Origin of the sequence: Dyadobacter soli (assembly GCF_900101885.1) — a bacterium.
Lineage (GTDB): Bacteria > Bacteroidota > Bacteroidia > Cytophagales > Spirosomataceae > Dyadobacter > Dyadobacter soli.
On sequence record NZ_FNAN01000019.1, the window covers coordinates 1 to 26192 of the forward strand.

The 26192-nt window shown below is 52.1% G+C and carries 21 protein-coding genes; 17 read left to right on the top strand and 4 right to left on the bottom strand.

Translation table 11 applies throughout. The features are described 5' to 3' along the window. The 10 genes from BLQ88_RS27360 to BLQ88_RS27410 all read left to right on the top strand — a co-directional run. On the top strand, positions 1–310 hold a 310-nt coding region (locus BLQ88_RS27360), incomplete at its 5' end, for an integrase core domain-containing protein (protein ID WP_143016869.1). Between the two features lie 127 nt (positions 311–437). Then, entirely contained in the window at positions 438–1754 is a 1317-nt protein-coding gene (locus BLQ88_RS27365; protein WP_090156203.1) for a TldD/PmbA family protein, read from the top strand. Between the two features lie 136 nt (positions 1755–1890). After that, entirely contained in the window at positions 1891–3528 is a 1638-nt protein-coding gene (locus tag BLQ88_RS27370; RefSeq protein WP_090156204.1) for a TldD/PmbA family protein, read from the top strand. Between the two features lie 86 nt (positions 3529–3614). After that, positions 3615–4952 carry a TldD/PmbA family protein gene (locus BLQ88_RS27375; protein WP_090156205.1) on the top strand — a complete coding sequence of 446 codons (1338 nt, stop codon included), beginning with the start codon at positions 3615–3617 and terminating at the stop codon, positions 4950–4952. Between the two features lie 2 nt (positions 4953–4954). Continuing rightward, entirely contained in the window at positions 4955–5572 is a 618-nt protein-coding gene (locus BLQ88_RS27380) for a DUF4159 domain-containing protein (protein WP_090156206.1), read from the top strand. 163 nt (positions 5573–5735) lie between these two features. After that, positions 5736–6716, top strand: a complete 981-nt coding sequence (locus BLQ88_RS27385) for an AAA family ATPase (RefSeq protein WP_090156207.1) — start codon at positions 5736–5738, stop codon at positions 6714–6716. 423 nt (positions 6717–7139) lie between these two features. Continuing rightward, a complete protein-coding gene (locus tag BLQ88_RS27395) occupies positions 7140–8057 on the top strand; it encodes a DUF58 domain-containing protein (RefSeq protein WP_090156209.1) in 918 nt (305 codons plus the stop codon). Beyond that, positions 8057–9178: a BatA domain-containing protein gene (locus BLQ88_RS27400; protein ID WP_090156210.1), complete on the top strand. Its 1122-nt coding sequence runs from the start codon at positions 8057–8059 to the stop codon at positions 9176–9178. Before BLQ88_RS27395 ends, BLQ88_RS27400 begins: the two co-directional genes overlap by 1 nt. Continuing rightward, the gene (locus BLQ88_RS27405) at positions 9171–11399 is read left to right on the top strand and encodes a hypothetical protein (RefSeq protein ID WP_090156211.1); all 2229 of its coding nucleotides are present in this window, start codon (positions 9171–9173) and stop codon (positions 11397–11399) included. The genes BLQ88_RS27400 and BLQ88_RS27405 overlap by 8 nt, the downstream gene beginning before the upstream one ends. Positions 11400–11424: 25 nt before the next feature. After that, on the top strand, positions 11425–13089 hold the full coding sequence (locus tag BLQ88_RS27410) for a hypothetical protein (RefSeq protein ID WP_090156212.1): 1665 nt from the start codon (positions 11425–11427) through the stop codon (positions 13087–13089). 3 nt (positions 13090–13092) lie between these two features. On the opposite strand, the gene BLQ88_RS27415 is transcribed toward BLQ88_RS27410, so the two are convergent. From BLQ88_RS27415 to BLQ88_RS27430, 4 genes are read right to left on the bottom strand one after another with little or no spacing between them, the layout of a single operon-like run. Continuing rightward, complete coding sequence (locus BLQ88_RS27415) at positions 13093–13902, bottom strand: tetratricopeptide repeat protein (protein WP_090156213.1); 810 nt, start codon at positions 13900–13902, stop codon at positions 13093–13095. A 33-nt stretch (positions 13903–13935) separates the two neighbouring features. Then, on the bottom strand, positions 13936–16563 hold the full coding sequence (locus BLQ88_RS27420; protein ID WP_090156214.1) for an ABC transporter permease: 2628 nt from the start codon (positions 16561–16563) through the stop codon (positions 13936–13938). Between the two features lie 50 nt (positions 16564–16613). Next, on the bottom strand, positions 16614–19247 hold the full coding sequence (locus tag BLQ88_RS27425) for an ABC transporter permease (RefSeq protein WP_218132959.1): 2634 nt from the start codon (positions 19245–19247) through the stop codon (positions 16614–16616). A gap of 1 nt (position 19248) precedes the next feature. Next, complete coding sequence (locus BLQ88_RS27430; RefSeq protein WP_090156215.1) at positions 19249–19593, bottom strand: PadR family transcriptional regulator; 345 nt, start codon at positions 19591–19593, stop codon at positions 19249–19251. Positions 19594–19795: 202 nt separating this feature from the next. Between BLQ88_RS27430 and BLQ88_RS27435 the strand changes: the two genes are divergently transcribed. From BLQ88_RS27435 to BLQ88_RS27465, 7 genes are all read left to right on the top strand, one after another. Next, the gene (locus BLQ88_RS27435) at positions 19796–20314 is read left to right on the top strand and encodes a GFO_1088 family ECF-type sigma factor (RefSeq protein ID WP_090156367.1); all 519 of its coding nucleotides are present in this window, start codon (positions 19796–19798) and stop codon (positions 20312–20314) included. Further along, positions 20298–21125, top strand: a complete 828-nt coding sequence (locus tag BLQ88_RS27440) for a HEAT repeat domain-containing protein (protein WP_090156216.1) — start codon at positions 20298–20300, stop codon at positions 21123–21125. The genes BLQ88_RS27435 and BLQ88_RS27440 overlap by 17 nt, the downstream gene beginning before the upstream one ends. A 196-nt stretch (positions 21126–21321) precedes the next feature. After that, a complete protein-coding gene (locus BLQ88_RS27445) occupies positions 21322–22110 on the top strand; it encodes a DUF4097 family beta strand repeat-containing protein (protein WP_090156217.1) in 789 nt (262 codons plus the stop codon). 24 nt (positions 22111–22134) lie between these two features. Then, positions 22135–22833: a DUF4097 family beta strand repeat-containing protein gene (locus BLQ88_RS27450; protein WP_090156218.1), complete on the top strand. Its 699-nt coding sequence runs from the start codon at positions 22135–22137 to the stop codon at positions 22831–22833. A gap of 419 nt (positions 22834–23252) precedes the next feature. Continuing rightward, on the top strand, positions 23253–23459 hold the full coding sequence (locus BLQ88_RS27455; RefSeq protein WP_090156219.1) for a hypothetical protein: 207 nt from the start codon (positions 23253–23255) through the stop codon (positions 23457–23459). Positions 23460–23839: 380 nt separating this feature from the next. Further along, a complete protein-coding gene (locus BLQ88_RS27460; RefSeq protein WP_090156220.1) occupies positions 23840–25153 on the top strand; it encodes a sensor histidine kinase in 1314 nt (437 codons plus the stop codon). Positions 25154–25236: 83 nt separating this feature from the next. Next, a complete protein-coding gene (locus tag BLQ88_RS27465; RefSeq protein ID WP_090156221.1) occupies positions 25237–25887 on the top strand; it encodes a response regulator in 651 nt (216 codons plus the stop codon). The last annotated feature ends 305 nt before the right edge of the window (positions 25888–26192 follow it).

Consider the following 26192-nt stretch of genomic DNA (forward strand, 5'->3'; position numbering starts at 1 on the left):
GTCCACCACCGCTCCGGCGGCCCGGTCTGATCGTGGCATTCAATATTGCAGTAAAAGCTACGTGAGTTTGTTACGAAAGCATGCGGTTACCATTAGCATGACCGAAGCCAACCACTGTTATGAGAACGGCCTTGCCGAACGCGTCAATGGAATTTTAAAGCATGAATTTTTATTAAACACCACATTCAAAACCAAGACACTGTGCTTGCAATCGGTCAAGGAGGCAATTCACCTGTACAACGAGAAGAGGCCTCACTGGTCGCTGAACTTGAAAACGCCTTCGAACGTGCACAAACTCAGTGTGGCATGAAAGGAAAAAGAAGGAAGGAAATTAGTAATAACCTGTCCACTTTTTTCAGGACAAGACAATACTTCCTCCCTTTCTCCATCCTCCCTTTCCTCCCAAAATTTCACCGATCAAAAAACTGCATCACGCAATGGCCATACTATCAAAAGAAGAAGCAAAGAAAATCATAGATAAAGTCCTGGCGTTTTCGAAGGCTGATGAGATCAGCGCGTCGCTTTCGGGGAACCGGACAGGTAATATTCGTTACGCCCGCAACTCGGTGTCGACCAGTGGCGAAACCAACGATTTGTCGCTTTCCGTTACTGCTGTTTTTGGCAAAAAATCGGGAACGGCTACGATTAATGAGTTCGACGACGCCTCACTCGAAAAGACTGTGCGTCGCGCGGAGGAGATCGCGAAGCTCGCGCCGGACAATCCCGAATATGTACCGATGCTCGGGGCGCAGCAATATGTGAGTAGCAATGCATTTGCGGACAGCACGGCGGGCATAGACCCGGAGTACCGTGCCAAAGCGGCCTTCGGGAGCATCGAGCCATGTTCCAAAAAGAACCTGACGGCCGCCGGCTACATGGAAGATAGGAGCGGATTTATGGCGCTGGGGAACAACAAAGGCCTTTTTGCTTATAATAAAGCCACTTCTGTCAATTTTTCAGTCACTGTTAGAACGGCCGACGGTACGGGGTCAGGCTTTGTGCTGCGCGATTACAACGACGCCTCCAAACTGAATACCAGCACCGCGACGGAAATCGCGATGCAAAAAGCATTGGCATCGGTGAATGCGAAGGCCTTGGAGCCGGGCAAATACACGGTCATTCTCGAACCTACGGCTGCGAATGATCTCATTATGAATATGATGCGCAGTATGGACGGTCGCAGTGCCGACGAGGGGCGCAGTTTTCTGGGCAAAAAGGGAGGGCAGACACGCCTGGGCGAGAAGCTGCTCGACGAGCGGGTCACGATTTATTCGGACCCTACCAATGCCGAAGTGCCGGGATCGCCGTTTTTTGTCGACGGCCGTCCGCAGGAGAAAGTGGTGTGGTTTGAAAAGGGTGTGGTGAAAAATATGTCCAATTCGCGTTTCTGGGCTGAGAAAAAAGGCGTAAAAGCGATACCTCCGCCGGAAGGCTTTGTTTTCGAGGGAGGTAACGAGTCGCTCGCCGACCTCATCAAAGGCACTGAAAAGGGCATTCTCGTGACCCGTTTCTGGTATATTCGCTCGGTGGACCCGCAGACGCTGCTCTATACGGGTCTCACGCGCGACGGCACATTTTACATTGAAAACGGGCAGATCAAGTATCCCGTCAAGAACTTCCGGTTCAATGAAAGCCCGGTGATCATGCTCAACAACGTGGAGGCGATCGGGAAGCCGGTCCGCACCAACGGCAGCCTGATACCGCCGTTGAAAATCCGCGATTTTACGTTTACAAGCCTTTCGGACGCTGTTTAGGAGCAAGCGTAATCCATTTAAACTACTATCCTGCCATCCATAACAGGTGAGTTGAAACAAGTGCAGCCATTCATTAACTTATGAATTGCACTTTTTTAACTCACCCATTCAATTCTATTAGCTAAACATCTACACTTTGAAACGACGAGATTTTATTCAAATGGCCGGGCTCGGAACGGGAGCGTTCATGTTGCCGGGCTTTGCAACGGGCCGTCCGGTCTCGCCTGAGGCATTGCTGATGCCGGGCGATGATGTGGAGGTTAAAAAGCGGCTCGCCGATGCCGCCCTCAATGCGGCCAAATCCAAAGGCGCATCCTATGCCGACGTCCGCATTGGCAGGTACCTCAATCAATATGTGACTACCCGCGAGGACAAGGTCGAAAACATTGTCAATACCGAATCCTATGGCGTAGGTGTGCGGGTGATCGCCAATGGCTGCTGGGGTTTCGCGGCGGTAGTGGATGCCAAAAGCGAAGCGCAGCTGGCCAAAGCAGCGGAAGAGGCGGTCGCGATTGCCAAAGCGAATGCGAAGCTCATGAAAGAGCCGGTACAACTCGCGGCGCAAAAAGGCTTCGGCGAAGTGAGCTGGAAAGCACCGTTCAAAAAGAACGCATTTGAAATACCTATTAAGGAAAAGGCGGACCTGCTGCTTTCGGTGAACGACGCGGCGATGAAAAACGGCGCCAATTATGTGAATTCGATCCTTTTCCAGGTGAATGAGCAGAAATATTTCGCTTCTACCGACGGCTCCTACATCGATCAGGACATTCACCGGATATGGCCGCTTTTCAATGTGACGGCCATCGATCCCAAAACCGGCAAATTCGAAACGCGCCGCTCGCTGAGCGCGCCGATGGGAATGGGGTACGACTATTTGCAATCGAACCCGGCAGATAAGGTTACCGGCGTCACGACCCGTTATAACAAGGGTTACGACATGCTCGAAGACGCCACAGCCGCCGCGCAACAGGCTAAGGAAAAGCTTTCGGCCAAATCGGTGGAGGCTGGCAAATATGACCTCGTGCTCGATCCCTCGCATTTGTGGCTTACCATTCACGAATCCGTCGGTCACCCGCTGGAACTCGACCGTGTGCTTGGTTATGAGGCCAATTTCGCGGGAACCTCGTTCGCGACGCTAGATAAATGGCAATCCAAGAACTTTCAGTACGGCAGCAAGCAGGTCAACCTCGTGGCCGACAAGTTGCAGCCCGGCTCGCTCGGTGCCGTGGGTTGGGATGATGAAGGGGTGAATACCAAACAATGGGACCTCGTGAAGGACGGTGTGCTGGTGAACTATCAGGCGATCCGTGACCAGGCGCACATTATTGGTGCGAAAGAGTCGCACGGCTGCTGCTATGCCGACAGTTGGAGTTCTGTACAATTCCAGCGCATGCCAAATGTGTCGCTGGCGGCGGGTAAGACACCATTATCGGTGGATGAGATGATCAAGGATGTCAAAAAGGGTATTTACATCATCGGCGACGGCTCTTTCTCGATCGATCAGCAACGTTATAACTTCCAGTTTGGCGGCCAGCTGTATTATGAAATCAAAGACGGCAAAATCGCCGGAATGCTGAAAGATGTGGCCTACCAGTCGAACACCCAGGAATTCTGGAACTCGTGCGTGCAGGTATGCGACGAGCGCGACTACCGCCTCGGCGGCTCGTTCTTCGACGGCAAAGGACAGCCTATGCAATCCAGCGCCGTCTCACACGGAAGTTCGACAGCGCGGTTTAATGGGGTGAATGTTATCAATACGGCGAGGAAAATTTAACAAGGGAGGAAAGGGAGGAAGGAGGAAGGGGAGGAATCATCCTTCCTCCCCCCAATCACAAACGATCATAAAAAAGCATTACGCATATGGCCATCATACTAACAGAAGCAGAAGCAAAGGCGCTTTGTCAGAAAGTGCTGAGCTATTCCAAAGCAGATGAATGCGAGGTAAATATATTGGGCGAGGAGCGGGGAAACCTGCGCTATGCCCGCAACGAAGTGTCGACGAGCGGATCGCTCATCAACCAGAATTTGCAGGTGCAATCCGCATTCGGGAAGAAAGTAGGCGTTGCCACGATCGATGAATTCAGCGACGAATCCATTGAAAAAGTGGTCAGAAGGGCCGAAGAGCTGGCACGGCTCGCTCCGGAAAATCCTGAATACGTGAGCGTTTTGGAACCGCAGACCTATTTGAAATCGAATGGGTTCTTCGAATCGACGGCGGGCGTTAACCCGGCATACCGCGCCGACGCCGTGGCCAAAAGCCTCGATCTTACGCGCTCCCAAAATATGACCGCCGCCGGTTTCCTTGAAAACCAGAAAGGCTATTCGGCCATGATGAATTCCAAAGGGCTTTTTGCTTACTACCCCAGCACGAGCGTAAACTTCTCGCTCACCGTGCGTACACCCGACGGCAAGGGTTCCGGTTATGTGGCAAAAGGTTACAGCGATGTGACCAAGCTGGATACCGCGGCCGCGACCAAAATCGCCATTCAGAAATCGAAAGGATCGGTGGATGCGAAAGCATTGGAGCCCGGTAAATACACCGTGATCCTCGAACCGACGGCCGCAGCGGTACTTTTAGAAAACATATTCTTCAATTTCGACGCGAGAAGCGCCGACGAAGGCCGCTCGTTTCTGAGCAAAGCCGGCGGCAAAAGCAAGCTGAACGAGAAGATCGTCGACGAGCGGGTGCATATCTATTCTGACCCGACCCACCCGGATTTGCCCGCATCGCCCTGGGCTGGTGACGGCCAGGCAGCCAACAAAATCAACTGGATCGAGAATGGGGTGGTGAAAAATCTCGTTTATTCGCGTTTCTGGGCCCAAAAGAACAATGTGAAGCCGGTACCATTCCCGACGAACATCATCATGGCCGGTGGTACGGCGAGCATGGAAGAGCTGATTAAATCTACCCAGCGGGGGATTTTGGTTACCAAACTGTGGTACATCCGCGAGGTCGATCCGCAGACGCTCCTGCTCACGGGCCTGACGCGCGACGGTACTTTCTTCATCGAAAACGGGGTGATCAAACATCCGATCAAAAACTTCCGTTTTAATGAAAGCCCGGTAATCATGCTCAACAACCTCGAAACGCTCGGCAAACCCGAACGCGTGGTGAGCACCGAAACCAACAGCAATTACCTGATCCCGCCGATGAAAATCCGCGAGTTCACATTCTCATCGTTATCTGACGCAGTTTAGTATTGAAACCTTTTTTCTTCACCAGAATCCAATACACTTCCGGTAACTGGGATACCGACCAGCGCATGCCGTCCAATTTGCTGCATTCGCTGGTCGAGTACACCACGATTCCGGTCGACGAGAAGGAAAAAGTGGTTCAATTGAGCAGTAACGAAATATTCAAAAGCCCGTTCTGCTACCTGAGCGGGCACAAGCTGGTGGAATTTTCGGCCCAGGAGCGCGACCATTTCAAACGGTACGTGCAAAACGGGGGCTTCGTGTTCGTCGACGATTGTAACCACGATATCGACGGGCTTTTTGCCAAATCGTTCGAGCAGGAAATGGCCCGCACGTTCGGCCCGAAAGCCTTGCAGAAAATCCCGAACAACCATCCTATCTACCACAGTTTTTTCAAATTCAACGACGGCCCGCCGACCACCTCTTTCGAGCTGAACGGCTGGGGCGACGACCTCGTGCACGACTACCTCAAAGCCATTGTCATTAACGGTAAAATCGGCGTCCTGTACAGCAACAAGGATTACGGCTGCGAATGGGACTACGATTTCCGCAACAAACGCTTCCTGGCTGTTGACAATACGAGGTTTGGGGTGAATATTGTGGTGTATGCGCTGACGGGGTGAAGCGCCTGCGGTGCGACCGCTGACGGCCGACCGCTGACCGCTGATTGCGGGATGGGGGAGTTTGGGTGGAATAGCGGGTAAGTGAATTAATGTAAATGATTGTAAATATGCGATCGGCCGTCGGCGGTCAACGGTCGGTGGTCAAAAACGAAGTCAACACAAATTGGAAACCCAAACAACTCACTACCGCTCACTGATTGCAAAGCTACCGCTGCTCAAAGCCGAAATCGGCAAGGTAATCGTCGGGCAGCAGGATGCTATTGAAGAAATTCTGATCGCATTGCTGGCGTCGGGGCATAGCCTTTTGGAAGGTGTTCCGGGTCTGGCTAAGACGCTGATGGTCAAAACGATGTCGGAGGCGTTGGATATGAGTTTCCGGCGGATCCAGTTCACGCCCGACCTGATGCCCGGCGACATTGTGGGTACGGAGATATTGGAGGAAGACCATGAAACGGGTAAGAAGTTTTTCAAATTCAACCGCGGGCCGCTGTTTGCGAATGTGGTACTGGCCGACGAAATCAACCGGACGCCGCCCAAAACGCAGGCCGCATTGCTCGAAGCCATGCAGGAAAAAAGCGTGACCTACGGCGGCGAGAACTATGCATTACCCAATCCGTTCCTGATCATCGCCACGCAAAACCCGATCGAGCAGGCCGGTACTTACCCGCTTCCCGAGGCGCAGCTCGACCGTTTTTTGTTGTATATCAAACTGAGCTACCCGAGCGAAGAGGAAGAATTGGACGTGTTACGGACCACCACCGGCACCGCACGGCCTGAAATCGGACGGATATTATCGGATACGGAAATGGCTGATCTGCAAAAGCTGACGCGCCAGGTACACATTGCCGATGAGTTATTGGTGAAAATCAACAATCTCGTCCGCTCCACGAGACCCGAAACCACTACCTCCGACTTCGTGAAGGAATGGTGCGACTGGGGCGCAGGCCCGCGCGCGGGTCAGGCGCTCGTATTATGTGCGAAGGCGCGTGCGGTGCTGCACGAGCGGTTTTCCGTCATTCCAGAGGACATTCGTACATTGGCATTCCCGGTGTTGCGGCACCGCATCGCCATGAATTTCCGTGCCGAAGCCGAAGGTATCACGAGCGATCATGCCATTCAGGAGTTATTGAATGGGTTGCCGTGACGTTGCCTTCGCATTGTTGTTACATCCCTGACGGGATTTTTGGAAGATGCGGAATGCCAGATTGCTACCAGTATTACATCGCTGACGCGATTGGCGCGGTGCCTGCCACGGAGTGGCTATCTGTTTATAGCACGGCGGAAACGATCGTTGGAAAGATCGATTTGTTGTTGCATCCCTGACGGGATTTTTGGAAGATGAGGAATGCCAAACGCTACCAATATTACATCGCTAACGCGATTGGCGCGGTGCCTGCCACGGAGGGCAACCTGTTTGTAGCACGGTACGGAAAATTTATGAAAAAGACTCCAGAGGAGTCGCCTGAACGCAAGCGACGGTGTAGCGTGGCATTGCTAATTTACGTTAATCAATGCCGTTAGGCATGCAACAACAAAACAAATGACCTAAGTATCTGACATAACACCAATGCAAAAAACAACCGGCCTACTGGCGTCCAGCCTGATCAAGCTCAAAAACCTGCAACTGACCGGAAAACTGGTGAGTGAGGAGCTGATGCTGGGCATTCATTCCAGTAAACGGTCGGGGATAGGCATTGAATTTGAACAATACCGGCACTACGAGCCCGGTGATGACCCGAAACGCATTGATTGGAAGCTGTTTGCGAGAACCGACAAACACCTCGTCCGCGAGTCGTCGACAGAAAGCGATCGGCAGATCCGGTTCGTGCTGGACCTGTCGGGATCGATGAATTATACTGAAAATGGTGTGAGCCGGCTGCAATATGCGCAGATTCTGTTGGCGTCGCTCGCGTACCTGTGCTACATCCAGAACGACCAGATGAGTTTGTACGGGTTGAAAGCGGGTATTGTGGAAACGATCAGCGGCATTGGGTCGGCGTCGTCGGCCCGGCAGGCATTTCAAAAGATACTGGTAGGGCTGGAAAAAGCAAGTGCGGCAGGCCCGTGGGCAATGTCTGCGCCAAATTCGGCGGGGCAACCCGGACGCGTTGTGGCCGAATTTCAGTCCAAAAAGAAGGAACAACTCATTTTCGTAAGCGACTTGTTACAGGTAGGCGATGAATGGATTTCCTGGATCCGATCGCTAGCCGGGCCTTACCGGGAGATCATTGTATTTCAAATATTAGGCAGCCAGGAAACGGATTTTGACCTGACCGGCTTCTACCGTTTCCATGATCTCGAAAGCGGCCGGGATCTGGAGTTGGATGCACAATCGGTTGCGGCGGAATTCAGGACTTCGATGCAGGCCTATTTGTCCGGTTTGAAGGCTGCGTTGCAAATCCCGCACGTGCGCCTTGTCCGAGCGCACATGCACGAGCCGATCGGAATGGTATTGAAGGCATTTTTAACCCGACGAAAAGGCTGATGACTTTCCTGCAATCCTATATGCTCTGGGGAATGCTGGCCGTAGCGGTACCGGTGGCTATCCATTTTTGGTATCAAAAAAGGGGCAAAACCATTAAATGGGCAGCTATGCGCTGGCTCGGCGGGCAAACTACGCTGCAACACCGAGGGCTCCGCCTGAACGAGGTGTGGCTGATGATTTTGCGTTGCCTGGTGGTGGCATTACTTGCATTGATTTTGAGCAAACCGGTTATCGAATGGTTGAAAAATACCAATGGATCGGCGACCATTCACCTTGTGCAGCCCGATCAACTGATAACCGACACCTACCGCTTCGAGCTCGAAAAGGCATTGCGCGAAGGCGGACAGGTGTACTGGCTCGGTCATGCGCCGGAACGGATGAGCGATCTTGCCAAAATGCCCTCCGTTATGGTTGATTTGTCAGTTATTCAGCGGAATATCAATGTATTATCAAATGGCAGCGCGCACTCTTTCAGGCTCTATCTTCGAAATGACATTGCATTGCCTGGTTTTCAAAAGGTTTACATTCCCGGTTCATATCAACTCTTTTCGGCCGTCGATTCTTCTCGTCAACGGCCGGTTTCGCTTTCGGATAAAAAGCCGGTTTACGAGAAACCTGTCCATATCCTGGTAGAAAATGGCGATGCTGCCGAACGGCAAACCATTCAAGCCGGACTTGCGGCATTGGCGGAGGTTTATGGTTTTGTGTTTGAAATAGCAAACAAAAACGGTACTGGAAAGCATTACGACTGGGTTTTTACCAATAAACTGATGCAAGAAGCCGATCCTAGAACGAGGTACATTGTATCGGGAAATTCACCGGAATGGAATGCGTCGGCATCGGTGACGTTTCTGCCGGATTCATTGAAGATCGCGGGTTCCGAACTGGTGGAAAGCGGCCGGTTTCCCGAGTGGCTCGGGGATTTGCTGGTGAAAGATTTGAAGCTTCAACCGGCGGGTATTTTGAGTAACAGGCAGTTGGCGGCTTTGTTTCAGCGTGCGGATGCTGCGGACGCCCGGATGGAAGCGGTGTTGCGGCCGTGGCTGTTGCTGGGTTTGATGATGGTACTCACTGCGGAACGCTGGCTGGCGTTGCGCAAAACGGCGGGAGGCAATGGCTGATTTACAGAAACTGATCAAATCGGTGAATACGCAGATCCAGTGGGTAGCTATTGGTAAATGCCTTTTGCTCGGGCTGGCTTTTCGATTGGTGGCGATTTCGCTTCCCGGCGAACACCTGTTTTTGGAATCGATGATTGGCTCGGTGGGTACGTTAATTGGCATTTTCCGGACCAAAGCATTTACCGATCGCAAGCGCAAAGCGATCGCGCTGCTTCACAGCCATAATCCCGGGCTGGAATATAGCCTTGACCTGCTCGATAAGCCCGATCTGAACCTGGCCGAGCAAATGCAGCTTGAACGGATCGCGGCGAGGGATGCGTCGGCTCCCCGCCGGGAAGTGTACCGGGGCCTGTGGGCTTACTTCGGGATTTTTTTACTCGGCTGGGCCATTAATCACGGCGTTTACCTTTGGAGCAGCCATCCGGAGGCGCCCGCAAATGCAGCGAAGCAGCCATCCATTTTGAACCAAAACAGCCCGCCCAAAGCCCCGCGCTATGTGGATGCGCATGTGAAAGTAACCCCGCCTGCGTACACCGGGCTTCCCGCGAAAACGTCTGCGGATTTGAATATCAGTGCGTTGTCGGGTTCGGCGGTGGAATGGTCGGTGGAGTTTGACCGTCCTGCCGGACTCAGCGTTCGAATGGTCAATAGTCGTGGCGAGGAAGTGGCGCTCAAAGAATCGAATGGCGCATTTACGCTTCGCGACCGCATTGCCGGCTCGGGTTTATATTCCATCAAAGGTTATTGGAAGGACTCTCTCATTTATCAATCGGATTTTTACAAAATGGAGGCATTGCCTGACCTGGCCCCGCGCATCGAGCCGGCGTCGAAGGAACTGTACCGCTATCATTTGCTGAAAGATCCGAAGAGTATCAGCATTTCAGCGAAAATATCGGACGATTTCCAGGTCAAACAGGCGTTTATCGTGGCTACCGTGGCGCGTGGCTCCGGTGAGAATGTCAAGTTCCGGGAAGTTCGCATGCCGCTGGGTCCGTCGGATTTCAAGGAGGCGAATATTCGTAAAACCATTGACCTGAATGCATTGCAATTTGCGCCGGGCGACGAGCTGTACTACTATTGGGCGGCCACCGACAATCGCCAGCCGGAAGCAAATTTCAGTAAGTCGGATACGTATTTCGTTGTGTATAAGGATACTGCCAAAATCGAGGAGGCCGAGCTTGCGACGATGGCTGTGAATGTGATGCCTGAATATTTCCGCAGCCAGCGACAAATCATTATCGATACGGAAAAACTCATTGCGAAGCGAAAAAAGCTTGGTACCAAAGACTTCAATGCAACTTCCAACGAGATCGGCTTTGACCAGAAAGTGCTTCGGCTGCGCTACGGGCAGTATTTAGGCGAAGAATTTGAGACTGCAATCGGAGGTGACAATCCCGCGGCGGATAACGGCAATGTCATCGACGCATTCACGCACCATTCCGATGGTCACGGTGAAGGTGCCAGCCCGGCCGAGCGCGGCTCGGCCGATGCGGGCGAGCCGGCGCACGCGGAGGGACATGCGCACGAGCATAAGCATGAGCCTGCGGGAGAAAAGGACCCGCTCGCGGCATTGATGGAGCAGTACACACATGCGCACGACGATGCGGAAACGAATACTTTTTACGAGCAATCCACACGCAGCCTTTTGAAAATGGCTTTGGAGCAAATGTGGCAGTCGGAGCTGCATTTGCGTACTTATGAGCCCGAAAAGGCGCTTCCTTTCGAGCATAAGGCATTGGAATACCTCAAAACAGCCCAGCAAAAAGCGCGAACTTACGTGAAAAAAAGCGGCTACGACCCGCCGCCGATCAAGGAGAAGGAAAAGCGGCTGACGGGCGAGCTCAAAGACCTTTCCACCCAATGGGAGTATGAAAAGGCATTTAATGCGAAACAAACCGCCGCACTGGCCGCTGCATTGCTGGGGTACCTGGAAAATGATAAGTTGCCCAAAAGCGAGCAGGCAAAACGCGCCGCATTAAGTTCGGAAATGACCCGGCGACTTACGGAAAGCGGCCCGTTCAACGGCGGATTACAGAACTGGAATATGATCGCCTCATTGCAAAAACTGGCGGTTGGCAGGGCATTGAATGGGGTTGAACTAGCTGGTTTGAAGCGGGATTTGTACAAACGCACGGACGCTGCCATGCAAAGCCGGCCGTCGTGGTCGGGTGAGAAAAAGTTGGAGGCCGCATTCCGGAAGGCAATGCGCCAGCCTCTGTAAGATTTTAGCAAGAATTAAACACGGAATGATCCATACCGATTTCAACTGGACCGGGACATTGAATTTACTGTTGCTGTTGGCTGCATTGGCATTGCTGGCGCTGCAATGCACGTTGCTCTTCACGCGGCACAGGCATTCGGGTCGGTTGGGCATCCGGCTGTTTTTGAATGTGTTGCTATGGCTAAGCGTAGCAGCGTGGATATTGGACCCGTATTTCAAGTCAAATGCTGGTTCGAAAACGGGATTGCTGATCGCTGAAAATGTGCCTTCCGGGGTTGCCGGGTGCATTCGCGATCGTCTGGCAAAAGCAGAATTGATCCGTGCGGATGACATTGCAAACAAGCCTGTGGATTCGCTGGTGGTTGTCGGACAGGAGTTTGATGAACAGGTTTTTGCGTCGATCCGGCAGTTGAAAAATGCCCCTGCATTGCATTGGAAGCCCTATTTCGCGCCGGGAGCGCTGCACGATTTACATTGGAAAGGCATATTGCGGAAAGGCGAAATGCAGCGGGTCGAAGGCAGTATCCAATCTAGGGAAAAAGCCACATTACGGGTACGATACGCCGCTGACCCGGAGGCAGGTGCCCAGTCTTCCGGCCAGATCCTCGACAGCGCGGTGCTGAATGCCGGCGAAAACCGTTTCGAGCTTGCATTTCCAGCATTCGGCGAAGGCCGTACAACCACAACGCTCGATCTGGACGGCAAGACGATCGATACGCTGCGCTTTTTTACACAGCCTGAACACAAACTAACCATCCGTTTTTTCCTCGATAACCCGGATTTCGAAACGCGCAACCTCGCTACCTGGCTCGGAAAGCAGGGCCACAGCGTCCTGTATGACGCCTCACTGTCCAAAAACATCCGTAGCAAGCTGAATATCAACCGCGCGGCCGAGCCCGATGTGATCATTACAACCGCGTCCAATGCAGGTAATGCCGTGGTGAAAAAGGCTGTGAATGTGGGCAAAAGTGTGCTTTTTGTGCAATTGTCCGACCCGGCGGCTGAGTTTCGGGAGATTAACAATGCATTGGGTACCAGCTTTCAAACGGTGAAAACGACCAATGAAGAATCAGTATCCGTCACCGCTTCGCTGACGGCCCTGCCATTTCGTTTTGAGTCGCGTAGTTTTCAGACGCACGCGCCGCATTATCCAGTAGCAACTGAAAAAACGACGGGGAAAGTGGTCGTAAGTTTGCTGAATGAGACATTTCCGATGCAATTGTCGGGCGACAGCATTGTTTATGGAAAAGTCTGGAACGAAATCCTCGCATATGTGCGCCCCGCGCATGCGTCCGTGCTTGCATGTGACGCCCCGGTTTTTCGGAATGTACCCGCAACATTGCATTTGAACAGCTTCCAGCCGATTCCCCGGTTTTTGATCTTGGGGGAGGATACCGTTTCGACAGTGACTTTGGCATTGAATAATCTTTCGGCCCGTGCTGATTTTTTACCGGTACAAAATGGCTGGCTATCGCTTCACGACTCGCTGCAAACCGAACTGTATGTACAGGACTATTCACCGCTGCGCTATGCCGCGCGGATGCAGCATTTTATTCAATCTACACAAGACATAACACCCATAACCAGCCCGAAATACAGCGGCGGTCCCACTCGAAAGTTACCCGGCTGGGCCTGGTTCACGTGGCTGATGCTCTGCCTTGCCGCATTGTGGATCGAGCCGAAGCTGTGATGATCAACGCTTTTCGACGTCTTCCATCGTGACCTGGCGCGGGAATCTGGCATGCAGCATATTGGGCTCGTTGATCGCGTAGCCATCCTGCAATGCTTGCCGTGCCTTGTCGAAATAGACGTTCTGGCGTTCGTTTCCCGTGATTTTCATGGTCATGGCCATATAGTAGTTGGCCATTGGATGCATTTCGTAGAGTTGCAGGCATTCGTTGAGTCGCCGCTCCGCCTGATCGAACTCATTCATCAGGTAATACAAAACGCCGAAATAGAGCAGGGAATTGAAGTGAATGTCGTTGCGCCCCTCGCCGCGTTTTTGCTGGGCAATGTCTTTGAGAAAATACTTTTCGGCTTCCGCATAATTGCCCGATTCCATGTGACTTAGCGCGATGAAAAACGAAAAGGTATGGTCCATCGTGAATGCATTGGGCGTGAGCTGTTCAGCCGCTGAGAGGTCGGCGATGGCCTTTGGATAATCCTGCATGTGCATACAATGCAAATAGCCGCGGTACGCCAGCCAGCGCTTCGGATCGAGCGCTACGGCGGTGTCGATATAGGCGATCATTTTTGTGTAGTCGCCCAGGTACATTTGCCGGATGCCTTTTTCCTGGTACGCCTCGGGAACGTTGGGGCAAATGGCGAGGAGCGTGTCGAAAGTAGCGTCCCAGCCAGGGTTATCTATGCCTAAGGCATGGGCCTTGTGGGCATACACCTGGAAAAGGCTGTCCTGTACACGCGGTGAGGCGCAATCGGGTTGCGCCCAAGCGCTTGTGAACGTGGCGATCAGTAAAATCGGTAGTAGCAGAATGCGGGTCATAGTTGTGGATTGTATTTCAAAATAACCTGAAAATCACTCGGATTTCAACGATTGTGTCGGGTTGGTGAGCGCCGCCCGGACTGACTGGAAGCCGATGGTAGCGAGCGTGATCACGATCGTAACCAGCCCCGCACTCACGAAAATGCCCGCGCCGATCGTGGCGCGGTAGGCGAAACCATCGAGCCAGCGCTGCGTGAGCCACCATGCCAGCGGGCAACCCAGGGCAATAGCGACCGCCACGAGCACGAGAAACTCACGGGAGAGCATTGCTACCACGCTTCCGGTGCTGGCGCCCAGCACTTTTCGTACCCCGATTTCCTTCCGGCGGCGCTCGGCGGTGAATGCGGCCAGGCCGAACAAGCCGAGGCAGGATATCAGAATCGCCAGAACGGCGAAATACCTCGCCAGCTGCGCCACGAGCCGCTCGGAGGCATATTGAATCTGATAGTCGCGGTCGAGGAATTCGTAATCGAATGCGTAGCCGGGATTGAAGCTGGCGTACAGCGCTTGCATCCGGGCAATGGTAGCGGGTACCTCGCCGGCCTGTACTTTCACTACTGCAAGCATGGTCTCCTGCGGTGATAGTCTGAAAATGAATGGTTTAATGGTTTCGTGGAGGGAATTGAAATGAAAGTCCTGCGCCACGCCGACGATCTGGGTTTTCCAGCCGTCGATCATGATCTGTTTACCGATCGGGTCGGTAATGCCCATTTCCCGTATGGCTGTTTCATTTAAAATCACCGAGGCCGAGTCCGATCCGAAATCTTTTGAAAAGCTCCTGCCTGCGACCATCCGGATGCCCAACGTTTCGGTAAGGCCGTAATTGACGGGCATTTTGTAGAAACGGATCTCATCTTTTTCGTTTTTTCCGTCCCAACGCACACCTGCGGAAGGCAGTACCGTCGGGAGGATAATCCGCTGCTGGATACTCGACGCATTCACGACACCGGGCACGGTTTTGAGCCTTTCAAGAAATGCCTGCATTTGTGTTGCGGCACGCCCTTCCATTTCAAAATACACGATATTATCCTTTTCATAACCCGGGTTTTTGGTCTGGACATAATCGATCTGCCGGTAGACGACCACCACCGAAATGATGAAGATCACCGAAACCGCGAACTGGAACACGACCAGCCCTTTTCGTACCCAGAGCTCGCCCATTCCGTGCAATAGTTTGCCTTTCAATGTAAGAGCGGGATTGGAGCGGGAGAGGTACAATGCGGGGTAGCTGCCGGCAAGCAAGCCGGTGAAAAGCAGAATAGCACCGAGGGCAAGAATGAATTGTCCGCTGAAATGGAGCGTCAGCTGTTTATTTGTAATAGTATTAAAATAAGGTAACGCAAGCCACACGACGCCCAGCGCGACTACCAATGTGACAAAACTCATCAGTACCGATTCGCCCAAAAACTGGAAGACGAGCGTCGCCCGGCCTGCGCCCAATGCTTTTTTGACACCCACTTCCTTGACCCTTACCGATGCTTTGGCCGTAGAGAGGTTCATGAAATTGATGCAGGCAATGAGAAGGATAAACACCGCAATGGCCCCGAACAGCCTCACATACTCAATGCGTCCGCCGGACTGCACGCCGTTTTCATAGTTGCCGTAGAGGTAGCCGTCGGAGTATTTGCGGATGGATAATGTCGCATTCGGGTCGTTGAAGCGCTTTTTGGCATAGTCGGCCAGCTTTGCTTCCAGTAAATGCGCGTCGGCGCCGGGTCTTATTACGAGGTAATTATGGAAGGGGCCGGTAGCGGTATTGGGCACGCCTCCCGACGGCATCATATCATCCCAGGCGCTGAGCGGAATCAGCAGTTCCGATTGCTCACTGGAATTGTGCGGTTGATCATCAAAGATACCGGTTACCTGGCATTTGCGCGAAAATGCCTGCCACTTCCATTCCACTACCTGGTTCATCGCTTTTTCAGGAGAACCAAAAAGCTTTGCGGCCATTTGTTTCGAAATCGCGACCGTATTCTTACCGCTAAGTACCGAATGCGGATTGCCTTGTATCAATGGAAAGGAAAATGCCTTGAAATAGTCGGCGCTTACGAAATTCCCTGCCGCACTCACCGTTCTGCCGGACGTGCCGCTGCCGCTCGAAAGGCTGAATTTCTGAAACCAGACGGGCGGCGTGGTACAAACCACCATTTCGACTTCGGGCATATCCTTCGCCAGCATTTCCTTCAACATGCCCCCGGTTCCTTCGGACGTTACCAGTTTGCCACCACCTTTTTCGTGCACGGTCACCTGGTAGAGGCGTGCATCCTTGTCGTGGAACTTGTCGAAACCCAGCTCGTCGTTTATCCAAAGGTAGATAAGCAATGTGCAAATGAGCCCGGTGGTGAGTCCGACGGCATTCAGGAATGTAAACTGCCGGTTTTTGGCAAAATGCCGCCAGGCGTAGGTGAGGTAATGGTTCAGCATTGCAGGGCTCAGGTTGGAAACGGTTGGGTATTGTTCAGGGCTTTTTCGGGTGAAATAGGGTGTGAGATGGCGTATTGCACCCCACGCGTATCCGCGCCTCGCCCGCCTGGCACCTACCTCACGCACGCGGCGCGTGAAGACTTCTTCCAGGTTGCCCTGAATGTCTTCCAGAAAACGTGGGTTCACAAACTTTTCGAGCAGGTAATCTGCCCAGCGGGGCGGACGGTGTTCAGGCATTTCTTAATTCATTTTGAAATGATCCAATGGTTAGCGGCGGTAATGCACTCTTACTCCGACCGCAGGCTGCGGATAGGGTTCATCGTCGCGGCTTTGATGGCCTGGAAGCTCACCGTAAGCAGGGTGATCAGCAAGGTACCGAAGCCGGTGAGGGCGAATATCCACCACGAAATGGTCGTGTGGTAGTCGTATTTCTGCAACCAGGCATTCAGGAAATAGTAGGCGCCGGGGGTGGCGATGAGGAATGCAATGCAAACAAGCATCACGAAATCGCGTGAAAGCAGTCCCCAAACGCTCATCACCGTTGCTCCCAATACTTTTCTGACGCCGATTTCCTTGGTACGCTGTTCCGCGATGAACGACGCCACACCAAACAGGCCGAGGCAACTGATGAGTACCGCGAGTATCGAAAAGAAGGTCGTCAGCTTGCCGATGCGCACTTCGTCGAAGAATTTGCGGGCGTATACTTCGTCGACAAATTCATATTCGAAAGGGGAGCCCGGGTCGTATTTTTCAAAAATGGTTTTAATCTTTTCAATGGAGGCGGATGAGCCGGCTGCCGGGTTCAGGCGAATGTTGATCACATTGCCCTGCCCAGGTGAAAGACAGAAGAATTGCGGCCGGGAAGGCGCGTAGGGCGAGTTTACGACAATGTCCTTGATCACGCCGACGATTTTGTAAGGTTTTTTGAACCAGGTCATCGGCTCATCGACGGGGTTTTGCAAACCCATGAATTTCACTGCCGTTTCGTTCACAACCAATGCTACCGAGTCCGTCGCGAACTCGCGTGAGAAGTCGCGGCCCTGCACAAACTGCCAGCCGACGGTTTTGCCGTAATCATAGGAAACTTCGTCAAACCAGAAATCGACCGACTGCTCCGGATCTTTGCCTTTCCATTCAAATCCGCTCGTAGACGACCATGTTTCGGTGGCAGGACTGCCCGATTCGGCCATTTCCACAATGGCGCCATTGCTTTTCAGGTCCTGGCGCACGGCTTCGAAATGCTTGTGGACATCGGCTGTCGAAGTGAAAATAGAGATGAGCCCGTCGCGGCTGTAACCTACCGGGCGGTTTTTGGCAAACTGGATCTGCCGGAATACCACCGCCGTTCCGATAATCAGGACAATTGATACGGCAAACTGCACAACCACCAATACTTTTCGTGGTACCGCGGCAAAGCGGCCCGTGCGGAATGTACCTTTTAACACTTTCACAGGTTGGAACGAGGAAAGGTAAAATGCAGGATAACTGCCCGCGATAATGGCCGTAATAATACTGAAACCAATGCCTGCGAGCCAGAATTCGGGCCGGGGCCATGGCATAACGATCTTTTTGTCGGCCACCTCGTTAAAAAACGGCAGGCAAAGCATTACCAGCAGGATCGAAAGCGCGAATGCGAAGCTTACTATCAGGAAGGATTCAGTGAAAAATTGCGTGATGAGCTGCCTGCGCACCGATCCGACGGCCTTGCGGATACCTACTTCCTTCGCGCGTTTTTCCGAACGAGCCGTGCTCAGGTTCATGAAGTTAATGCAAGCCAGGAGTAGCACGAACACGCCGATCGTACCGAAGAGCCATACAAATTCGATGCGCCCGCCCACGCGGTGACCTCCTTTAAACTCCGAGAAGAGGTGCCATTCGCTCATAGGGTTCAGGAACACGTCGGGTTTGTATTTGAGCTGCTCCTTATTAATGTTCCTCTTTTTAATGTCTTTAATGCGCGCGGTGGCCTGGTCTATGTCTGCGTTGTCGATCAGCTGCACGAATGTCATGTAGGCATTGGGCCGCCACGGATCTTCCATGGTTTTGAGCCACGGACTGGTGATGATCATCAGTTGCCAGGGCATCAGGAACGAAACATCGCGGAACGTGGTGTTGTTTGGAAAATCTTCATACACGCCGGTAACCTTCACATTCAGGTTGTTGTCGATCTTCATCGTTTTGTCCGTGGGATCGGCATCGCCGAAATACGCTTTTGCCACCGATTGGGAAAGCATAACCGAATAAGGGTCTTTCAGCCCGGCCCTGGTACCGTGGACCATGCGCAGACTGAGCATTTCGGGTGCGTCGGGCTCAATGTAGGTGCCGTTTTTATTGAATTTCCGGTCACCTGCGGCCAGGATGTGCTTGCTGTTCCAGGAAGCCATGATCACATATTTGAAATCGGCCCCATAGTTGCGCCTGATTTCGTCGCCGATGGGGAAGGGCAGGGAAGTTTGCGTGCCAATCTCACCGTTGAACGTCTGGTGCTGCCATACCTGGGCAATACGGTCGTGGTTTTCGAAATGCTTGTCGAACGAGAGCTCGTCGTAGATCCACAGGCCGATCAGGATGGCGACGGCCATTCCCATGGCCAGGCCGCTGATGTTGATGAAGCTGTAAGCCTTGTTTTTGCCCAGCGTGCGAAGCGAGATTTTGAGATAGTTTCTGATCATGGCAGGACTGAAAATATAGGTGGGTGAATAGGGGCGGGGTTTACGTTTCATAAAGTACGGGCGTATGTAGCGCACGGATGCGAGCAGGTACCGCAGGCGCGCGGTGCGAATGCTCCCGTGCCGGGTTTGTTGCGCGTACACTTCGTGCAGGTCGCCCAGGATGTCTTCCAGGAAATGCGGGGCGATGAGCGTCGTCAGCAGTTTGTCGACCCAGCGGGGCGGGGCGTGATGTTGCGGAGCTTTTTCCATATCACGAAAAGCTGAGTTTGGGTTGCAGCTTTTCGGCTGGAATGGCTTGCCAGAGTTGCTGGCGGATCTCGTTGATCTCCTGCAATGCCCGGTTGCCGTAATTGGTAATGCTGAAAAACCGCTTCCGCCGTCCGCCGCGCTCGGCTGTGGCACCGCCCATTTCGGAGGTAAGGAACCCTTTTTCTTCCAATCGGTACAAAGTGGCATGCACGGCGCTCAACGAAACCGATCGGCCCGTGTATTCCTGTACCCGCTCCCAGATGGTGACGCCATAGGCTTCTTCGGTACAACCGGCGACGACCAGCAGGACGATTTCTTCAAATTCCCCCAGGAAAGTTCTTTTCATAACCCATCGGCTTATTAGTTGTAATAATGCAAAACAAATACTTTGCCAAAAGGTGGCAATGCTGTTTTGGGCTGTTTAAGGCCCTTTTTGATGCATGCTGCTTGTCCGAAAGCGAACAGTTTTGTTCGGGGCTGGACGCGGATGAAAATTTTTTCGTAAATCCTGTAACGTTTCCGGAAGCCGGTCGTCTATGCCATTGAATATGGATTTAAAAGCCTTCAACCAACGCATCCTTCCCGTTCAGGGGCGCCTGTTCCGACTGGCGCAGATGTTTCTTCGCAACCGCGAGGAGGCCGAGGATGCCATTCAGGACGTGTTCCTGAGGCTTTGGACGAACCGGAAGCAGCTGGAAAGTTACCAGAGCGTGGAGGCGCTGGCGGTGCAGATGACGAAAAACCTTTGTCTGGACCGGCTGAAATCCCATCATAAACAAAAAACGAGTAACGAAACGGATATGGTTGCGATGCAGGCAGCGGATGTATCGCCTTACCGGCAGGTCGAGAACAGCGACAGCGCGGGACTTATGCACCGGCTCATCGGCGAGCTGCCCGAACAACAGAAGCTGGTACTGCACCTGCGCGACGTCGAGGAATACACTTTGGAGGAGATCGAAGAGGTAACCGGGCTGAGCAATGCGAATATCCGTACGATCCTTTCGCGGGCCAGGCAGAAGTTGCGCGAGAATTATTTAAAAGCAGAGAATTATGGAACCGGATATTGAGAAGCTACTAGAAAAATATTACGACGGTGAGACGTCGCTGGAAGAGGAGCGTGCATTGAAGCAGTTTTTCCAAAGCGGACAGGTGCCGGAGCATTTGCAGAGCCACGCGGCGCAGTTCGGCTATTTCGCCAATGCGCGGAAGGAGCAGCCTTCCCTGAACTTCAATCATGAGCTGGCGATGAGGCTTGATCCGCGGGCGGCGCGGGCCGACCGGCCGGCCGTAGCCCAGGGAGCCCAGGGAACCCAGGGTTTAAACCCTGGGTTGGGGGGAGGCAGATGGATGCTGCGCGTAGCAGCCGGGCTGGCGCTGCTGATCGTCGGTTTTGGTGCGGGATGGTTGGTGCAGTCCAGATCTGAAAATGGGGCGCTGCTGGCAGCTTTGGAAGAGAAAGAAGCAGGGCAGGTTGCGGAAATGAAAAAAGTGCTCGCATTTGAACAAATGAATAGCACCTCGGCGAGTGAGCGTATCCAGGCTGTAAACCATAGTTATACAATCCCCGACGCCGACCGCGACATTACGCAGCTGCTGATCAATACCCTCAATTTTGACCCGAATGTGAATGTGCGACTCGCTGCGTGCCAGGCATTGACGCACTTTGCGGACGAAGCAGAGGTGAAGGAAGCGCTCATCCAGTCGCTGGCAATCCAGACGGACCCTAACATTCAGATTTCACTCATCGAGGCACTCGTGGCGATCAAGGAGAAGCGGGCCCTGGATCAGTTTCAGCAACTCGCCCGGGATCAGGAAGTCCTCGACGTGGTGCGCCTCAAAGCAACCGAAGGAATGAATCGCCTGACTACCGACGTCTGACGAGCCCCTTTTCCAGGGAATTAATTCCCTGGCGAAAGATGGTGCGAGCCTCTGGCTCTCTTTGGATGTCGATTTTGACCAGGGGTTTGAACCCCTGGGGCTGGCGGAGATAAGTCGGGCCTATGGCCCTCCGATTTTTAACCATGGGTTTCAACCCCTGGTCCCAACTAAGCAAATAAATCCTAATAAAAAAACCATGAAAAAAGTACTGTTAATCAGTGCGGGTTTCCTTTGGAGCCTGAGCATTGCGTGCGCCCAAAATCACGAATACAAGGCCAAACTGGCCAATTCGAAAGATAAGAAGGTGGTGTTCGAACTCTCGGCCAGCTCGGTCAAAATCGAAGGGTATAATGGGGACGAGGTCGTGATCCAGGCATCTTCGGGCCTCGAAGCACCGCCGGACCGAGCGAAGGGGCTAAAACCGCTGTATTATACGGCGGTCGACAATTCGGGGATCGGACTGTCGGTAACGCCCGACGCGTCGGGGCTGAAAATCGAGAAGGCAACGCGCAAATCGATCAAATATACCGTCAAACTGCCCCGGCAGGTGGCTGTGAAATTCGTGGAGACAAACTGGCAGGGCGGCTCGGCGCTTTCGATCTCCAATATGGATGGCGACCTGGAAATCAAAACCAATAATACGAACATCGTCCTCAATAACATTACCGGGCCGGTGGTGGCCAATACCACCAGCGGTGAGGTAACGGCTACGTTTACAAACCTCGCGCAAGGCAAGCCCACAGCCATTTCGTCGATCAGCGGGGATGTTGACATTACCCTACCCGCAACTGCGAAATCGAACCTGAAACTGCGGTCGATCAACGGGGAAATGTATACGGACTTCGACCTGGGGGTGAAAAACAGCAAAGACGGCATGTCGAAAGTGGGCGGTATGGCCAATGTCGACGGGTCGATCAACGGCGGCGGCGTGGAGATGACGCTCAACACGATCAGCAGCAACATTTACATCCGCAAGCAGAAATAAGAACCTAAACCTGCATCTGTTACCATGAAAAAGATATTGTTACTAGCCATCCTGGGCGCCGTATGCGCGCCCGCTTTTGCCCAGAAAATCATCGACAAAAAACTGCCGTACGAATCCGGCAAGACCGTGAACCTGAACCTGCGCTTCGGCGACAGCATCCAGGTGCGGTACTGGGACAAGCCGGAGGTCTCCGTGCATATGTCCGTGAAAATTAATCAGAACAAACTGAATGAGGCATTCATGGTCACCAGCAACACTACTTCCGACGAGATCATACTCAAAACCGATATTGACAAGGAAAAAATAAAGGAGGGGAAGGGGGAGGACTGTCCGGGGCAAAAGAGCACATGGCGCACCGACGACGGCAAGAACAGCTACTACGTGTGCAGCGAGATCAACTACCAGGTAACGTTGCCGCGCCAGGCCGTGCTGAAACTCGAAACCATCAACGGGAATATCGATATTCAGGGCGCTACTGCCGCCGTGGCTGCCAAAACGATTAGCGGGTTCGTGGACATGACGTGGCCGAAATCGAAAGGCGCGAATGTGGCTGTGAAAACCATCACCGGCGAAGTGTACTCGGATCTCGACATCGATTTCGGTGACAAAAAGCAGAAAAATCCAATTGTGGGTTACCTCCTCGAAGGCAAGTTCAACGGCGGTGGGCCGGAAGTGAAACTGGAATCGATCAGCAACAACGTGTACCTCCGCAAGAAGGATTAATCGCGCATCGGAATGCAAGCAAGGGGCGCGGCCGGATTCCGGTCGCGCCCGTTTGTTTTTCGTATATACCCATCGGACAGGAGGTGCCCCATCTCCCGATTTGCCGTTTCGGCAGGCCAGGTATTGGTAAAAAGCAGCAGTAGAAGCATTCGTCGTCAACCCATCATAAATCTCATATTCAATGGGTAGCGGGCTTTGGGCAGGGCTTTGTAGTAAAAATTTAGTGGCCACTGAAGGGATTTGATAGGGCGGTTTCCTCCCCCCATTAAGGGCTCGTTACACCCTAAAATTCAGCGTTCTCACCCCAAAACCAAAAACGGAACAGCGGGAAAGGATTATGTTTGCATAGTGATACAGAAATCGCGCACTTGATTGAGTATCAGAATAGTTATTTCTTTGTAAAAACACAAACTCCTCTCATGAAGACGCAAAGCAAATATTTGGAAGAGATCAACAGGCTTCTGGCTGATTATCTTCTCGAAATCGAAAAGTCGGACCTTAAACCGTTGTCAGCACAGGTTTATCAGGTACAATCCAAAAATTTTGTAAGATGGATCAACGGTGATTTTACGCCGGGCGAAGTGAAAAAGTCCAAGAAGCAAATGCAGGACAAACCGGGAAAATAAATCCTGGTACACACACTACCCTACATCGTTATTTACAACGTTCCTCTTTCATCATCACTCGGGGCCGCCGGCCAGCCAGATTACTCATCAAAGCATTGTAAAACAAAACACCTTCTCGGTAATACCGGAAGGTGTAAGTTATACTCAACGTTTATTAACGTACTTCTACGTTCAAGTCCGGGTACCTGCAATTCCTCTCCACAATCCTTCATTTGCAGGATTTTACAAATTTAGCATCAGCCCCAGAAAGCCATTGTAGTTTGCTATTGTTTTGCTTGTGGCAATTTCTCTACACCATCTGTTGGGTTTTTTGGGTAGATTTGGCTCTTCTCGCACCGCCAGCCCCCGATGGCGAACAGCGATTTAGAAAAAGCGAATACATGATCCGATCGATTCTGGAATGGCCTGTCAGAAAGCAGTTAGAGGGTGAAACGAGTATCCTTAACCGGGCCCGCATCAAAGTACTTTCCTATGCACTTAACCTGAAACTTCTTACCACAACGCTCCTGCTGATTTTTTACAAGTTGGAAAATTACGACGTGCAGGCGGTCAGGGCAGCGGTTTTGCTGGGCATTATCATTATATATTACCTTGCTGTTTCGATTGGTTTTCAATGGCGGAAAGCGGTTCACGCGGCCATGGCTATTTTTATGGCCATCATTTGGAGCAATCTGTATTTTTTCCAGAAGGGCTTCGACCTTGTGACATTGCAATACCTTGTGGTAGTGAGTGTTGCGGCGTTCTACGGCCTCGGCAACCGATGGGGCGTGATCTATTCGACGTTCGCGGTGGTACCGTTCATTGCGTATGTACTGGCGGGTCATCATCTCTCGGGCTACATATCCTGGGGGCCGCAGGGCTCGGGAAGGATTACGATCGCAATCCAGCTGTTTCAGAATTTCACACTGATCGTGCTGATCAATTATTTCTTTTTCAGCTCGTTTTACGACACGATCAACGACCTCGACGCCAAGACGGTGGAGCTGCGGTCGAGCCTGCAATACCTCGAAGATTCCCGGTATAAACTCGAAAAGGAATACACGCACCAGAAACACCTGATCGCGAGCATTTCGCATGATATCAAAAGTCCGCTGCGTTTCCTGATGACGACCACCGGGCGTCTGGCACGTAACCACCCCGACCTGTCGACGGTGCGGGCCATCAGCCAGTCGAGCTACCGGCTTTACCATTTTATGAAAAACCTGCTGGAATATACCGAGTTCCGTTACAAGAACTCCGACGTCCAGTTCAGCTACCTCGACCTGAATGAAATGGTGGAGCAGAAGTTTGCCATTTTTACCCAGGACGCGGAAGTGAACGCGAACCGGTTTGTGAATAGCGTCGCGCCGGGAGTGATCATCAAGAATAACGCACAGCTGGTCAGCATTGTCCTGCATAACCTCATCGACAATGCCAACAAAGCTACCAACAGCGGGACGATCAGCGTTACCCACCAGGATTTCCGGGAAGAGCTGCACCTGATCGTCAACGATACCGGACCCGGTATGGAAAGCACCGTTAGCGACTGGATCAACAGCGAGGCGAGGCAGCTTCCCCAGAGCGGAAGTGCTTCCCAGAACTTCGGAATGGGGTTATTGATCGTCAAGGAAATCAGCTCGCTCATACGCGCCCGCCTGCTCGTGAGGCCCAACGAGCCCATCGGAACTTCCGTTCACATTATATTTTCAAAATAAATATGGGTGTAGTCAATTTTCTACACAATATTTCATTTATATTAAACTACTTTTAAAACTGATTTGAAGTAACGGTATATTGAATGAAAACAGTTTTGCTGGTAGAAGACCATTCCATTGTGCGAATGGGCGTTAAATTGCTAATAGAAGATTTTTTACCCTCGGTGACGGTCATCGAGGCTGCAACTTTTAGTGAAACACTCAAACTTCTTCAATCGAGATTCTTCGATCTTGTCATACTGGATATCAAAATCCCCGGTGGCGAGGCTTTCAATATGATCGGTAAGATCCGCGACATTCAGAGCAAAGTGAAAATCCTGATTTTCTCGTCGCAGGATGAAGAATTATATGCCATCCACTACGTAAAAGCCGGTGCAAACGGCTATTTGCCCAAAGACACTTCGAACGAAGAGCTGGAAAAAGCGATCACATCGGTACTCGCCGGTGGCACTTATATCAGTAATGTGATCCAGGATCAGCTCGTCAATAATACCCTTCTCGAACGGGAAAGCAAGGAAAGCCCGCTGGAAATCCTCTCCAACCGCGAGCTGGAAATCATGGACATGCTGCTTACCGGTAAATGGACGAAAGACATCGCGATCGATCTCCATATCAAGGAAAGCACGGTGTCGACCTACAAAGCGCGCATCTTCGAGAAACTGGAAGTGACCAACATCCTCGAACTGTTCAAGAAGGTGGAAATCTACAAGCGACGCAAAGCCGGGTTTAGTTGAAAAATCATTCGATTGAAGTTGTACTATAATTGCGTAGAATTGCTACTAAATGCCGTCGATATATTAGTAAACTTCAAATAAAGTCAGACTACTTCACATTTCATTTCTGATATCTATTTTTACTTGCGGAATTGTAGCAGCGATGCCGCGTTCCGTTAGACCTCTATCATAAAAGTTATTATCAAGAATGGAAAGATCGGTAAAACTTTCAAAATCAGCTGAATTGCCGTTTCTGTGTGGTGTGATGATTACAATCACCGCGGGCGCGGCATTGTGGAGTTCTCTTATTTATGGCATTTCCTTGC

What these genes read in the sequence shown, in the direction of transcription:
- BLQ88_RS27365 (WP_090156203.1), top strand. Translation starts at nt 438, where the DNA reads ATGGCCATACTATCAAAAGAAGAAGCAAAGAAAATCATAGATAAAGTC.
- BLQ88_RS27375 (WP_090156205.1), top strand. Translation starts at nt 3,615, where the DNA reads ATGGCCATCATACTAACAGAAGCAGAAGCAAAGGCGCTTTGTCAGAAA.
- BLQ88_RS27395 (WP_090156209.1), top strand. Translation starts at nt 7,140, where the DNA reads ATGCAAAAAACAACCGGCCTACTGGCGTCCAGCCTGATCAAGCTCAAA.
- BLQ88_RS27400 (WP_090156210.1), top strand. Translation starts at nt 8,057, where the DNA reads ATGACTTTCCTGCAATCCTATATGCTCTGGGGAATGCTGGCCGTAGCG.
- BLQ88_RS27405 (WP_090156211.1), top strand. Translation starts at nt 9,171, where the DNA reads ATGGCTGATTTACAGAAACTGATCAAATCGGTGAATACGCAGATCCAG.
- BLQ88_RS27410 (WP_090156212.1), top strand. Translation starts at nt 11,425, where the DNA reads ATGATCCATACCGATTTCAACTGGACCGGGACATTGAATTTACTGTTG.
- BLQ88_RS27415 (WP_090156213.1), bottom strand. Translation starts at nt 13,902, where the DNA reads ATGACCCGCATTCTGCTACTACCGATTTTACTGATCGCCACGTTCACA.
- BLQ88_RS27420 (WP_090156214.1), bottom strand. Translation starts at nt 16,563, where the DNA reads ATGCCTGAACACCGTCCGCCCCGCTGGGCAGATTACCTGCTCGAAAAG.
- BLQ88_RS27425 (WP_218132959.1), bottom strand. Translation starts at nt 19,247, where the DNA reads ATGGAAAAAGCTCCGCAACATCACGCCCCGCCCCGCTGGGTCGACAAA.
- BLQ88_RS27430 (WP_090156215.1), bottom strand. Translation starts at nt 19,593, where the DNA reads ATGAAAAGAACTTTCCTGGGGGAATTTGAAGAAATCGTCCTGCTGGTC.
- BLQ88_RS27435 (WP_090156367.1), top strand. Translation starts at nt 19,796, where the DNA reads ATGGATTTAAAAGCCTTCAACCAACGCATCCTTCCCGTTCAGGGGCGC.
- BLQ88_RS27440 (WP_090156216.1), top strand. Translation starts at nt 20,298, where the DNA reads ATGGAACCGGATATTGAGAAGCTACTAGAAAAATATTACGACGGTGAG.
- BLQ88_RS27445 (WP_090156217.1), top strand. Translation starts at nt 21,322, where the DNA reads ATGAAAAAAGTACTGTTAATCAGTGCGGGTTTCCTTTGGAGCCTGAGC.
- BLQ88_RS27450 (WP_090156218.1), top strand. Translation starts at nt 22,135, where the DNA reads ATGAAAAAGATATTGTTACTAGCCATCCTGGGCGCCGTATGCGCGCCC.
- BLQ88_RS27455 (WP_090156219.1), top strand. Translation starts at nt 23,253, where the DNA reads ATGAAGACGCAAAGCAAATATTTGGAAGAGATCAACAGGCTTCTGGCT.
- BLQ88_RS27460 (WP_090156220.1), top strand. Translation starts at nt 23,840, where the DNA reads ATGATCCGATCGATTCTGGAATGGCCTGTCAGAAAGCAGTTAGAGGGT.
- BLQ88_RS27465 (WP_090156221.1), top strand. Translation starts at nt 25,237, where the DNA reads ATGAAAACAGTTTTGCTGGTAGAAGACCATTCCATTGTGCGAATGGGC.